This is a genomic window from Bacillus sp. ES1-5 (assembly GCF_022487605.1).
Lineage (GTDB): Bacteria > Bacillota > Bacilli > Bacillales > Bacillaceae_G > Bacillus_A > Bacillus_A wiedmannii.
Genome location: NZ_JAKVPU010000001.1, coordinates 55,300 through 68,601, shown reverse-complemented (window position 1 = coordinate 68,601; position 13,302 = coordinate 55,300). Strand labels below are relative to the sequence as shown.

At 32.4% G+C, this 13,302-nt stretch carries 18 protein-coding genes; 8 read left to right on the top strand and 10 right to left on the bottom strand.

Annotation, left to right across the window (positions count from 1 at the left end; all coding sequences use genetic code 11):
• Positions 1-49: 49 nt before the first annotated feature.
• The 8 genes from MKO96_RS00390 to MKO96_RS00355 all read right to left on the bottom strand — a co-directional run bounded on the left by MKO96_RS00390 (position 50) and on the right by MKO96_RS00355 (position 5,351).
• Positions 50-718, bottom strand: a complete 669-nt coding sequence (locus MKO96_RS00390; protein WP_240586265.1) for a YjgB family protein — start codon at positions 716-718, stop codon at positions 50-52.
• Between the two features lie 16 nt (positions 719-734).
• Complete coding sequence (locus MKO96_RS00385; RefSeq protein WP_240586264.1) at positions 735-1,592, bottom strand: aminopeptidase; 858 nt, start codon at positions 1,590-1,592, stop codon at positions 735-737.
• A gap of 220 nt (positions 1,593-1,812) precedes the next feature.
• Positions 1,813-2,208, bottom strand: coding sequence for a hypothetical protein (locus tag MKO96_RS00380; protein WP_000847586.1), 396 nt, complete (start codon positions 2,206-2,208; stop codon positions 1,813-1,815).
• Between the two features lie 77 nt (positions 2,209-2,285).
• Positions 2,286-2,528, bottom strand: a complete 243-nt coding sequence (locus MKO96_RS00375) for a GlsB/YeaQ/YmgE family stress response membrane protein (RefSeq protein ID WP_087980736.1) — start codon at positions 2,526-2,528, stop codon at positions 2,286-2,288.
• Positions 2,529-2,699: 171 nt separating this feature from the next.
• Positions 2,700-3,665, bottom strand: a complete 966-nt coding sequence (locus tag MKO96_RS00370) for a nucleoside hydrolase (RefSeq protein ID WP_240586263.1) — start codon at positions 3,663-3,665, stop codon at positions 2,700-2,702.
• A 77-nt stretch (positions 3,666-3,742) separates the two neighbouring features.
• Positions 3,743-3,931, bottom strand: coding sequence for a DUF3970 family protein (locus tag MKO96_RS00365; protein WP_000621879.1), 189 nt, complete (start codon positions 3,929-3,931; stop codon positions 3,743-3,745).
• A 69-nt stretch (positions 3,932-4,000) separates the two neighbouring features.
• Positions 4,001-4,786, bottom strand: a complete 786-nt coding sequence (locus tag MKO96_RS00360; RefSeq protein ID WP_240586262.1) for a class I SAM-dependent methyltransferase — start codon at positions 4,784-4,786, stop codon at positions 4,001-4,003.
• Between the two features lie 196 nt (positions 4,787-4,982).
• The gene (locus MKO96_RS00355; protein WP_048560753.1) at positions 4,983-5,351 is read right to left on the bottom strand and encodes a hypothetical protein; all 369 of its coding nucleotides are present in this window, start codon (positions 5,349-5,351) and stop codon (positions 4,983-4,985) included.
• A gap of 478 nt (positions 5,352-5,829) precedes the next feature.
• Between MKO96_RS00355 and MKO96_RS00350 the strand changes: the two genes are divergently transcribed.
• From MKO96_RS00350 to coaW, 8 genes are all read left to right on the top strand, one after another.
• Entirely contained in the window at positions 5,830-5,982 is a 153-nt protein-coding gene (locus MKO96_RS00350) for a YqbF domain-containing protein (protein ID WP_078183406.1), read from the top strand.
• A gap of 168 nt (positions 5,983-6,150) precedes the next feature.
• Positions 6,151-6,585, top strand: a complete 435-nt coding sequence (exsC, locus tag MKO96_RS00345) for an exosporium protein ExsC (RefSeq protein ID WP_000148799.1) — start codon at positions 6,151-6,153, stop codon at positions 6,583-6,585.
• A 295-nt stretch (positions 6,586-6,880) separates the two neighbouring features.
• On the top strand, positions 6,881-8,083 hold the full coding sequence (locus MKO96_RS00340; RefSeq protein ID WP_000269247.1) for an MFS transporter: 1,203 nt from the start codon (positions 6,881-6,883) through the stop codon (positions 8,081-8,083).
• Positions 8,084-8,242: 159 nt separating this feature from the next.
• A complete protein-coding gene (locus tag MKO96_RS00335) occupies positions 8,243-8,542 on the top strand; it encodes a hypothetical protein (RefSeq protein WP_087980741.1) in 300 nt (99 codons plus the stop codon).
• 170 nt (positions 8,543-8,712) lie between these two features.
• Complete coding sequence (locus MKO96_RS00330; RefSeq protein WP_240586261.1) at positions 8,713-9,075, top strand: hypothetical protein; 363 nt, start codon at positions 8,713-8,715, stop codon at positions 9,073-9,075.
• Positions 9,076-9,608: 533 nt separating this feature from the next.
• A complete protein-coding gene (locus MKO96_RS00320; RefSeq protein WP_240586260.1) occupies positions 9,609-10,808 on the top strand; it encodes an LL-diaminopimelate aminotransferase in 1,200 nt (399 codons plus the stop codon).
• A gap of 56 nt (positions 10,809-10,864) precedes the next feature.
• Complete coding sequence (locus tag MKO96_RS00315; RefSeq protein ID WP_240586259.1) at positions 10,865-11,263, top strand: 3-hydroxyacyl-ACP dehydratase FabZ family protein; 399 nt, start codon at positions 10,865-10,867, stop codon at positions 11,261-11,263.
• A gap of 92 nt (positions 11,264-11,355) precedes the next feature.
• Positions 11,356-12,186, top strand: coding sequence for a type II pantothenate kinase (gene coaW, locus MKO96_RS00310; protein ID WP_240586258.1), 831 nt, complete (start codon positions 11,356-11,358; stop codon positions 12,184-12,186).
• A 6-nt stretch (positions 12,187-12,192) separates the two neighbouring features.
• On the opposite strand, the gene MKO96_RS00305 is transcribed toward coaW, so the two are convergent.
• Both MKO96_RS00305 and MKO96_RS00300 read right to left on the bottom strand, forming a co-directional pair.
• Positions 12,193-12,702, bottom strand: a complete 510-nt coding sequence (locus tag MKO96_RS00305; RefSeq protein ID WP_240586257.1) for a 2'-5' RNA ligase family protein — start codon at positions 12,700-12,702, stop codon at positions 12,193-12,195.
• Positions 12,703-12,819: 117 nt separating this feature from the next.
• A complete protein-coding gene (locus tag MKO96_RS00300) occupies positions 12,820-13,299 on the bottom strand; it encodes a CcdC family protein (RefSeq protein ID WP_240586256.1) in 480 nt (159 codons plus the stop codon).
• Positions 13,300-13,302 lie beyond the last annotated feature (3 nt).

Here is a 13,302-nt window from a genome sequence, read left to right as displayed (position 1 = left end):
AAAGAAGGATGTCACAAAAGTCTCGAGACTTTTGTGACATCCTTTTTTATTACCCTGCCATTTTATTAATACTATCTTCTGGTGAAAATACCGAAATATGATTTACCTTACCAGTCGATTTTGGAATAATGAATTTTAACTCAAACTGATTGTTTACTTTATATAAGTATATTTTATCTTCCCCATTTACTTTAACTGAAGCTGGTTTTCCTAATGCTTTCTCTATTTCTTGTAATGTAATTGATTTTAGCTCTGCATGATAGGAGCATACATCAAAAACTTGTGACCCTTTATTAAAACCGAAGGAAACATTTTTATTTGTAAAGGTAGCGTACATTCCGTTACCTGCTTGTTCCGTTTTATCTGCTTTACCCCAATCTTTTTCTATTTCTTCAATATCACCTGTATGTGCTGCGAACGGAACATTAGGTACTTTTCCTTCTTTCGCTAGTTCAAACAAATCTTTAATGTGGTTAATTGATTTTTGATTTATAACTGTATCTTTCGTGCTTGAATCTGTCTTTGGTTTTGCTGATCCTTCATTATTTGATTTTGCTTCAGGCTCTTTCTTTTCTTCAGAAGAATTATTTTGTTCGTTTTTACTATTTTCCGAGGTTGGGTTTGTTTCCTTTTTTTCGTCTGTCCCTTTACATGCTACTAATGCAAATATGCATGTAAAAGCGAGAAATAACATAGCTATCTTTACATACACTTTCATACATTTCAGCCCCCTATTATAATCTTATTCCTTTCGATAACCAATCCATGACACCGCTTTTCAAATTGTGTTTGTTCCAAAAAGTAAATGCTTCACTCTCTCCCAATGCTTGTACAACATATTCTACAAAAGCTGTTCCTAAAAAATAACCGAGTCGGTTGTATCCAAAATACTGTCCTCCTGATAACCGAAACCACTCTTTCTCTTTTTCGAACGTCCATCCTTCTATATAATCTTCCAAAAAACGATTCTTTATTTGTTCTTCATTTTCTATATAGCATTGTAACCAACGTTCGCCATCATTGTTATATGAGTAGTACACTGATTCATTTAAACCTCTCATAATTTGCTTTGATAAATATGTTGCAACACCTTCACGATACAAATTAACTGACCCGTCAGTCCAATCGGCTTTACCCCAATCCATTCCATCATTGTGTAACATAACATTATGATATATATGTCCTATTTCGTGAGCGACAATAACACGAAGATGATTTAAATCTGGAGATAATTTTTCTGCCGAAAAAAATATGTCTCCAATAATTTCCCTTTCTACAAATGCATTAGAGCCAAACCCTCCAACAAAGAGATGAAAATTCATATTTACATCAAAGTTATATTTATAATGATATTCATTCGTTATCTCTTGAATAATAGTCGGTAATGTTTCTGCAATGATACGAATTTCTTCTATTTTTGCGGGATATTGTTTAATCGCATTAGAAAGACGTTCTCTCGTTTTAGGACAATGATACTTAAAGTATTCTTCAAATATCTCTGGGTGCGAAGTAAAGTATTGGTTGAGGACTGCTAATTCTACATCGTTACTTTCCCATAATTTTAAAAAACTTGGAATCGTATTATTTATCATTTTTTCCATCTCCTTATATATCCCTTCTCGCCATTTACACTGCAATCCTTCCTGAAACGTAGAAAAAGCAACAAAGAAAGATGAGTCTTCTTTGTTGCTTTTTCTGTTTAATCAAACCATTTATCACCATCAGAAATCCATTTACCATTATGCAAATCATAACATGCATCATAATAATAAAAAAAAGCTGTCCAAAAAGGACAGCTTTACATATGTATTTTTACACTTCGATTGACTTACCATCTTCAACAATATGATAAAGTAAGTGAGCTAAATGATGAATTGGGCCATACTCTTCCTCTTCCTCATCTGTTTCACCGTGGAACTCAAGATCATTTAAGTATAGTGCTAAAAATTGATAGTATAGTTTTAAATCAAATCCGTAGCACGCAGTTGGCTCTTCATGATCCCCTTCGTATTGTAACATTAAGTATTGATCATTACCTTCTGCGTCTTCTGCGTCAAAAAATACGAAGAATCCAACGTTTGTATCTAAATCAAATAGATGACGAGTACCTTTTTCTGTTGCTTTATTGAAGTCCTCTTCACTTAATTTATGTACTGTTGTCGCTTTAGCATTATCTTCTTGATGGAAATTTACTGTAAATGTTTTCAATGCTGACACCTCCTGATTGTATAATACTAGCATAACATATAAAAAGGACTGCTTACAAATGTAAACAGTCCTTACATTCATTTTCGCATTGCTCGTAATAAGAAGCTTACGATGAAAATTAAAACGATCGCACCGATTAAAGCTGGAATAATTGCATATCCGCCAATGACTGGACCAAAACTACCAAGTAATTTCGAACCAATCCAAGAACCGATAATACCAGCAATAATATTACCAATTACACCACCTGGTACGTCTCTTCCAGTAATTAAGCTTGCAAACCATCCTAATAAACCACCAACGATTAAAGACCAAATCATATGATAACCTCCTTTAAATTTCACAGATCAAAATATAATTAGAAACAATTGCTTACCATTAGTTATGTTACATTTTTCATTAGTTATTCATAAAGGGTAACTATTAGATTATTTCAAAATAATGAACGACCAGTTTTTGACTTCCGGTTAATACATTTCGTATTTCACATATTAGGGACAGTCAGGCTTTAATATTGTCCGCATAAACTCTTCTTTAAAAGCTGGATAGTTAAAACCAACTGCAATTTTTTGAATAGGCCTATTATCAAACGTTGTCGGCACAGCTATTTTTCTAAAGTCTGCCACACTTTGTCCTCTTGTTACGTCATTTGTCGTACTAATCCAAACCGCAGATTTTTTGTATTCAAAAATATCATCATTTATAAATGAAATGAACGGAAGTAAATCGTGAATCGGACTTCCAGCAATACCCGGGTATTCTTTTTTATAAAAGTTCTCATAATAAAAATCGATCATTGGTTTAATAAGCTTCGCCTGCCCTGTTCCTTCTTTATTAATAATATCCACCATTTCTGGAGTAATGAGGGCTGCTTGCGTTACATTTAACGGATAAATAGTCGAATTTTTTGCGTACTTCATTACAATATTTGCGGCGATTGGATCTCCATAAAAATTAGCTTCCGATACAGGAGTAACGTTACCAGGAAATAAAAAAGCACCGCCCATAATATAATAGGAGCATACCTTATCCATTACATTTGGATATAATAAAAATAGCGTTGCCAATGTTGTTAAACGTCCTGTCGCTACGATAATAATATCTTCTGGACAAGGTTCAATTAATTTAATTAGTTCACAAAAATTTTCCCGTTTACAAATCCTCATATCAGGTGGAATAATTGGCCCTAAACCGTGATCTCCATGTATTTCAGGAAAGAACAAAGGTTCTTCAGCTGTCATCGGTCTTGCTGCACCCTCAATGATTTTTATTTCTGTAGCATAGTATCTTTCTAAAAAATACACATTTTCCGTTACAATTTCTCGCGATACATTCCCATATTCAGCAACAATACCTATAATATCCAATTGACATGTTTTATTTGCATAAATTAACGCCACCGCATCGTCAATACCAAAGTCTCCAAAAAAGATGATTTTCTTATTAACTATCCTCACCCCTCTTCAACATAATCTACTATTATTATTATGTAAAAAAGACAAGGCTGTGAAACGGTGCAAACTAAAAAAGCCGCCTATTTATTGGCGACTTCAATCTTTTTATAAGATAAGTATGCTAGTACATTTTTACTTGAATCGTATTTTGGATTATTCCCTTTTCTAGGTTCTCTCATATGTGTTTTTTCAAATCCAGGAATATCCGGCATTTTCTCCATAAATTCAAGCATTTCTTCTTCAGTTCCTTCAATACGTACGCGAATCATTATTACTTTTCCTCAATTCTCATTTTCTCTGTACTAAGTATAACGTACTTTGAAAAGACTGCAAGAAGTTTATCTTTTTAATGTCGAGCTTTTTTTACATACAAACAATGCCATTTCAGTATAAAACGATTTAATTTTATTATTTTCATATTGAATGTTAAAGAATTCTTGCATTTCAACTGATGTTTTCATCATACACTCTGTTAATTTCACGCGTTTCTGCAAAGGTACATTCATCATATCGCACCACCAGTCAAATTCAAATTTCTTGTCAAAAGTAAGGCATGATTGCATTTGCAAACCATTTTTTTCTAACAAGGTAATCCATTCTGTTTTTTTCAGCGCTCGTTCATGACTCGGATCTCGTTTTTTTTCTATAAAATTATAAAATGTATCAAATTCATTATTTTCTGGTGAAACATTATCTATTAAAATAAACAATCCATTATCTTCTAACGTACGATTTACTTCATAAATAAACTGAGCTGGATTCGTAAAATGATGTGCTGCAATTCGGCATGTAATCGTATCAAAAGAACTATCGGAAAACGGTAAAATTTCAGCGTTTCCAGCGACAAAAGATACATTTTCATGTCCATTACTGGTAATAAAGCTTTTCGCATTCTCTAACATTTTTTCTGTTAAGTCTAAGGCAACTACTTCTTTAAACAATGGAGCTAATACATTCGCAACATGTCCACCGCCAGTAGCAATATCAAGAAGACGATTATTATGACGAGACTCTACTTGTTGAACTACATATTGTAAATCCGGTCCTTTAGCATGAATTTTACTTTTCACATATTTTTCCGCATTATTACCAAACTGTTGTTTTACAAGCTCTTCTTTACTCATTTTATCATCTTCTTTCTATTGTTATTTACATATAGGATTCATGTAATAATTAAAGTTCTCTTTATGTATTTTCAAATCCTCTTTTCAGCTCACTTCTTATCCTGCTGTCCTATCATCAATATAATATAAATTTTATGTTTTATTACTAAACAAAAAAGGCTACGGGAACTTGTCCCCTAACCTGATTAAATATTTATTACATTTTTACTTTTTCATATACATCTATATAATATAAATCCTCTTTCAACTTCATAATAACGTCTACTTCGTTATAAGTAGCCTCACGAGCATGTAAACCAAATTGATCCATACCAATCCATATCCATCCAGGTGTATGATGTAGAACATCTATGTTAAAATAATCTAATTTAATAAGCTCCGATTTTATAAATTTATCTTTATTAGCGATTTGTTTATCTATTAAACCATATTCTTTTCCATTTTCAAGTAGCGATATAATTTTCCCTAAAATCGGATGTTCACGTATAATAAAATGATATTCCCTTTCGTCTACATTCGCCATAATTAAACGAGAATCAGATAAATCAGATCCTAAATTAGACATCTTTATTTATTCACCTCCTTTATGAGTTTCACAAACATAATAACAAATGAATATTCAAATAATATTAATATAATGTAAAAAATAAAAAAGCTGACTCCCTTTTAGAAATCAGCCTTTATATTTGAATCATCTGTTTACTTTTACAAACTATTATAATGTTTCTTTTTCCTCATCATTCCCGGAAACTAAATTCCCAATAGCATCAGCTGTTACTTCTACTACAAATTCACAAATACCTGCTACAACTTCTCCAATTACTTCATCCATCTTTTTACCCCCTTATTTTATGTAACATATTTGTAGTATAGGAGAGATTGGTTATTTTTAACTATCGGAAAACGTGACACCAACATTACAATTTTGTAACCTTTTATAATTTGTTTAGTTTCTATCCTTTGAAACTCCAAGTATGATTAACAAGCATATAGGCCATCATAATATTAATTAAGTTCCAATTATGCTAGAGGAGGCGTGTAAAATATACTACGTAAAATTAATTAAAGGTCAATCATTCTATGCTTTTGATCATCGTTTCTTAATGTCTGAAGAAGAACAGGTTTCCGAGAAAGTTTATAATTACTTACGTCGTAATGAATTTTTCGAAGTACGTAAAGAAGAATATTCTGCTTAATTACAAAAGGCATCAAGAATATATCACCTAATTGTGCTATATTCTTGATGCCTTCATTCGATCTCCCTCTTTTCAGAAATTGTGCTCTATTCTCTTAATACATTCTATTATTTGTCCAAGCTATTTTATCGTAAATTTCATATTTTAGTATATGAGGAGGTGACAATTATGACTCATATCATTGATTACCAAGCTACTCAACCTATAAGTAAAACTGGTGAAACAACTTTTGCAATCCCAGCTTCTCCAAATAAAGCAATTCTAGCAAATTTGAAATTGAGAATTTCAAGTAGAGATTCACGTAATAATCGAGTAGAATTAATCGCTACAATTGGTGTAGAAGGTATAACTGGGACTTCACAAGTTTTATTCCGAATTTTCCGTGATAACATTGAAATTTTTAATGCACAAGTAGGTATTGAATCTACAGATTCTGAACAATTCTACGTACAAACATTTCAAGCTATAGATCAAAACGTTAGCAGTGGAACACACGAATATTCATTAACTGTAGAAAACCTTACTAGTGGTGCAAGCGCAGAAGTTGTTGGCCCACTATCTTTTAGCGCTTTAGCTATTGGACAAGAGCGTAAATGCTGCTAAGCCAATCTAATATTTAATTTTGTACTTGAGAAAAGCGAGACGTACTATGTGCGTTCTTGCTTTTTTATATGTATCCTTACTCTCAATAGTCAATTCATCATAAATTTTTTCACATTTTTATTGCTTATTTCACCAACTAATAAATCATTTTTTGACAAATCAAAAAGATTGTAATCCACTCATGAAACACGTAATATAGACTCTGACTCTAAAAAAGTTCGTTATAAATTATACATAAAATAAGGAGGTTTTATATACGAGTTTTTCATTTTAAAAGACGGAGAGGTTTTACATTATGTGGCGTAATAAAAATGTTTGGATTGTGTTAATCGGGGAGTTTATTGCTGGTCTAGGGCTATGGCTTGGTATTCTTGGCAACCTTGAATTTATGCAAAAATATGTCCCTTCTGATTTCATGAAATCAGTTATATTATTTATCGGACTATTAGCTGGTGTACTAGTTGGTCCTATGGCTGGTCGTATTATCGATCAGTATGAAAAGAAAAAAGTTCTTCTTTATGCTGGGTTCGGTCGCGTTATTAGTGTTATTTTTATGTTTTTCGCTATCCAATTTGAAAGCATTGCCTTCATGATTGCATTTATGGTTGCTCTTCAAATTTCTGCAGCATTTTACTTCCCTGCATTACAATCTGTAATTCCACTTATCGTACGTGAGCATGAGTTATTACAGATGAACGGTGTACATATGAATGTAGGTACAATCGCTCGTATTGCAGGTACTTCACTAGGTGGAATTCTTTTAGTTGTAATGAGTTTACAGTATATGTATGCCTTCTCAATGGCAGCATACGCTTTATTATTCCTCTCAACTTTCTTCCTACAATTCGAGGATAAGAAATCAACAACACCAAGTAAACAAGCTGCAAAAGATAATAGCTTTATGGAAGTATTTCGTATTTTAAAAGGAATTCCTATTGCTTTTACAGCACTTATATTAAGTATTATCCCTCTATTATTTATAGCTGGATTTAATTTAATGGTAATCAACATTAGTGAAATGCAACATGATCCAACGATTAAAGGCTTTATATATACAATTGAAGGTGTCGCATTTATGTTAGGGGCCTTCGTTATTAAACGTTTATCTGACCATTTCAAACCTGAAAAATTATTATACTTCTTCGCAGTTTGTACCGCTTTTGCACATCTATCATTGTTCTTTAGCGATATAAAGTGGATGTCTCTTACATCATTTGGTTTGTTTGGTTTTAGTGTCGGTTGCTTCTTCCCTATTATGTCGACAATTTTCCAAACGAAAGTGGAAAAAAGCTATCACGGCCGTCTTTTCTCATTCCGTAATATGTTTGAGAGAGTTATGTTCCAAATCGTTTTACTCGGTACTGGTTTCTTCTTAGATACGATTGGTTTACAGTACATGGTCTTAATTTTCGGTGTCATTTCATTATTAATTATTTTCATTTCATTATCTAAACAGAAACAATATGAAAAACAGCCTTCGCAATCTGCGAATTTATAACATAAATAAAGACGCATGGATCATATTAGATTAATCCATGCGTCTTTGTTATATAAATCCTTATTTATTACGCTTATTATAATTATTTAAAGGAGTACCCTCTTTCGCTTTCGAATACAGTAACAGTATACTAACATGATATATATAGGAGGTGCGAAATTGTCTGATGGTATGCAGTTATTTAGTATCTTTATTTTTGTATTAGTTCTGTTTAGCATTATAAACTTTTTAGCAATTTCCTTATCTGGACATAACCTTAAAAGAAGAATTATCGCAGGTTTCATTTTTTTACTACTAACTCCTATTGTTTTTTTTGCTACCGTAGCATTCGCTTCTATATTCGATAAAGCTGGATTTGGCGCAGGTGGGATAGCCTTCATTGTTGCAATTATATATATTTTAAATGGAATAATGATCCTACTTTCCTCATTACTTTTCCTCAAAAGAGACATAACATAGGCTATAGTACTCTGCATGAATCTGACTTTATACTAGATTCATGCTTTTTCAATTCCCCCAAAATTTTTATGTGAAATTAAATAATTCTTTATAAAAATTTAAACTTTATTTATTACAATATTTGTATCGTATTCGCACGTTTATTGAAAATGAAAAGAAAGGAGTACAAAATGAAAAAGATTCTATTAATTATTCCAATATTCATCGTTCTACTTAGCGGATGTAGCAATAATGATATATACGGTTCTTGGGAAGTCGTTGACAACAAAAATGGTCTTTGCCCTACATCTTATAAATTTGAAACAGTTGTAAAAGAAGAAAAGAAAGAAAAAATTGTTCAATATTTAGTGGAGATGCAAACATCAAAGGAAAAAGAAGATTTATACAAAGGCTCATTTGTAAAAAATTCTAATGTATATCATATTGATTATGGTAACTCATTTACATCGGATCAAACTTTACAAATTGTCGATGGCAAATTAAATGTATACTTTTATGCAGTGGAAAAGTTATGTACATATAAAAAGAAATGATTACACTTCATATAAGACGCAGAAAATATTTTCTGCGTTATTTTTAATTTACAAAACCTCCCCAAAAACATTTTCCTCTTTGAAATCTTTAAATTTAAATGTAGTATTATATAATAACAATATTTTAATGCGAGGTGCTTTTTTTGAGAAGTTTAAGTTCATTAATTGTATCAACAATCTGTTCCATTATCCTAATCCTATGGAGTGCACTTTCATTTTATGAAAGATTCACGACAGGAAATTCATACTATTGGCTTAGTGGTATATTAGGCCTCGTTTTCGTGTTCTTTTTCATCCAAAATATGCGGGATATACTTAATAAAAACTATAAAACATCCTAAACCGTATAGAAAGATATAATAAACAGTTCAGTTAACCAATCCTTATTTACAACGCCCTTTCAAAAAAGACTAATCCTCCCTCTAAATTTGTCAATCGTTTTAATTTTCATAAAAAAATGATAAAATGTAAACATGTGTTTTCAGAATAATTAAAAACGCAGAAAGAAAACACTGTTTTTAGGAGGGGTTTTGATGACTTACACGTTAGCAACTAGAATGAAAGCATTCCAATCTTCTATATTTAGTGAATTAGGGGCTTATAAAAAAGAAAAAATTGCAACAGGTCACAAAATGATTGATTTAAGTATCGGGAATCCTGATATGCCACCTGCTGACTTCGTAAGAGAAGAAATGGTACATACAGCAAGTGAAAAAGAAAGCTACGGATACACATTAAGTGGTATTCAAGAATTTCACGAAGCTGTAACTGAATATTACAACAACACTCATAACGTTAAATTAAATGCCGATAAAGAAGTTTTATTATTAATGGGTTCACAAGACGGACTTGTTCATTTACCTATGGTTTATGCAAATCCGGGGGATATAATATTAGTTCCGGATCCAGGATATACAGCTTACGAAACAGGAATTCAAATGGCTGGTGCAACATCCTATTACATGCCTTTAAAGAAAGAAAATGAATTCTTACCTAATTTAGCAGCTATCCCCGAAGATATTGCTGATCAAGCAAAGATGATGATTTTAAACTTCCCAGGGAATCCAGTTCCAGCAATGGCTCATGAAGATTTCTTTAAAAAGGTAATCGCATTCGCGAAAAAGCATAACATTATTGTTGTCCATGATTTTGCTTATGCTGAATTTTATTTTGATGGCAATAAACCAATTAGCTTCCTCTCTGTACCTGGTGCTAAAGAAGTTGGAGTAGAAATCAACTCTTTATCAAAAAGTTATAGTTTAGCAGGTAGCCGTATTGGATATATGATTGGAAACGAAGAAATTGTTCGTGCACTTACTCAATTTAAATCAAATACAGATTATGGTGTGTTTTTACCAATTCAAAAAGCGGCATCAGCGGCACTAAGAAATGGCGCTGCGTTTTGTGAGAAAAATCGCGGTATTTATCAAGAACGTAGAGATACTTTAGTTGATGGATTCCGAACATTTGGTTGGAATGTTGATAAACCAGCTGGTAGTATGTTCGTCTGGGCCGAAATTCCGAAAGGCTGGACTTCTATAGATTTCGCTTATGCATTAATGGATCGTGCGAATGTCGTTGTTACACCAGGTCATGCATTTGGACCTCATGGAGAAGGCTTTGTACGTATTGCACTTGTTCAAGATAAAGAAGTGTTACAACAAGTTGTTGAAAACATTAGAAATAGCGGTATTTTTTCTCTTGAAAAAGTAAATGAATTAGTTAAAAATTAATGATAACTCCCCTGCTTAACTGTAGCAGGGGTATTATTTATTGGAGGTACTTTCATATGCATATTAAAGACACTCTTCCTCATCGTTATCCTTTTTTAATGATTGATAAAGTAACAAATGTAAAACATCGTGAATCCGTTACGGGATATAAACTCATTTCAAATAATGAGTGGTTTATAAATGATAATCAAAAACATATGCCTCATATGTTAATTGTAGAAGCACTTGCTCAGCTTAGTGCATTTGTAAATACAAGTGACTCTGAAGGTCTAGGTTTCCTCTCCTCATTAGATGGGGTTGTGTTCCATGGAAAAGCATATCCCGGTGATAAACTTGATTTACATTATAAACTTGCTCGCAATCGTCGTGGTTTTATTCTCGGTAAAGGTACTGCAACTGTTAACGATCAGCCGATTGTAACTATAGAAAAACTATTAATATATCAAGCAGAATAGAGACGATGTAATTCGTCGGGATATCTCTCTCCTACAAATTCGTCTCTCCAACATGAACAGAGTAAATAAATTACTTGGTTAGGAGCAGGAAAATGGAAAGTACTATCGGTATCGATGCTGGAGGAACATTAACGAAAATTGCTTATTTGAACGAACAAAAGCAATTAGCCTTTGAAAAATTTTATTCAAATGAACAAGATAAAATAATAGATTGGCTTAAGAAAAACACTCGTATAAAACAAATATGTATAACAGGTGGTAAAGCAAAACGATTACAGCAACTACTTTCAGACTCATATAAAATAGTAGAATTAAACGAATTTGAAGCTACTCTTGTAGGTGTCCGATACATATTAAAAGAAGAACAATATGATATAAACAACTTTATTTTAACAAATATAGGTACAGGTACTTCCATTCATTACGTTTATAATGACAAATATATTCGAGCTGGTGGAACCGGTGTTGGCGGTGGTACTATTATGGGGCTTTCAAAATTGTTAACAAATATAGATCATTTTGAAGACGTGATTCCTTTAACAAAAGTGGGTTCTAGAAAAGAACTAGATATTACGGTTGGAGATATTTATGGTGGCATTCTCTCTCCTATTGATAATAGCTTAACTGCAAGCAATTTCGGAAAAGCTACCAAAACAGATTCAAATTTTAGTAGTGCTGATATACTAGCAACTGTGCAAGGACTTGTAGGTGAAGTTGTTACCGCATTAAGCCTTCAATTCGCCGAAACAAAAAACATTGACCATATTATTTATATTGGTTCGACCCTATGTAATAACGTACACCTTCAAAATATTATTAGTAGCTACACAAAATATCAAAATAAAACACCAATCTTTTTACAAGATGGTGGTAATAGTGGTGCGATTGGTGCTTTACTTCATGTTACGAATAAAAAAAGCTGACACTTGTCAGCTTTTTTGCAACGGTACTTCAAATTCTATAATTGATTCCCCATTCCCTCCAATTCGCTCTACACTAATTCTATCAACTACACATTGTAACTTTTCAGGGAAACCATGAATATCCTTAGCTACTTCAGCAGCTAACTCAGCACTTTCTTTTCTCCCGACTGTTACATGCGGTATGTATGGAATATCTTCTTTCAAAAATTGTCTTAAAGGTCCTGTATACAACATATCATGTAGTTCTTCTATCTGTTTTCTTCCTCCCTCAACTTCTAAAAACAAATAGTTTCCTACACTAGTGATACGATTTGCAAACTCAATTTCAATTTTTCCTACCCCTTTTGATAAATTCAAAATATGAGATTTTAATTCATCATTTGAAATATTACTCTTAAATGGAAATACAATTGTTATATGTGGTGGAATGAATCCAAATAAAGGATCATGTTTTTGTCTAATGTTCTCTATTTTATCGATAGACATGTTATTTAGAAAAACTAAAATTGTACGCATTTTTATACCCTCTACTTTCCCTCATCTTAATATGTATCATATGCTATGACAGCCTTGCACTTCAACAAATTGTTTTGCTTACATGTAAAAATAAAAAACTTCTCAAATGAGAAGTTTTCATATAGCATGATTACTATTTTCCCGCCAAACTTTCCTAAACTTTATATAACAAGCAATTCTCCACGGAATGATATACGATACTGCAACGACGTAAAATAATAAACCAATCGTTTGCTGATCTAAGTCAACAATATATTGTCTTGAACCGTATCTCAAAACGACAAGTGCAATAAAAGTAATTAAAAAGGCAGCACTTTTTTTCGTATAAATGTTTCCGTCTTCTCTTCGCTCATAGTTTGTTAGAAATATAAGTGGGATTGCGAAAATCACCCCAATGGATCCAGCTATAGTCACTTGTAATATAGCTGGATGTACTGGACCAAAAAACAATAAAATACCCGGTGTTAAAAATAGTAATGGCCACAAAATACTTTTCCCCGTCCCCTTTATTGGCTTATGCATAGATCGGTAACGACGCCAAAATATAAATAGTGCAATGCATAAAAAGACGGTTATTAATGAAGAAGTATCTCTCATTTA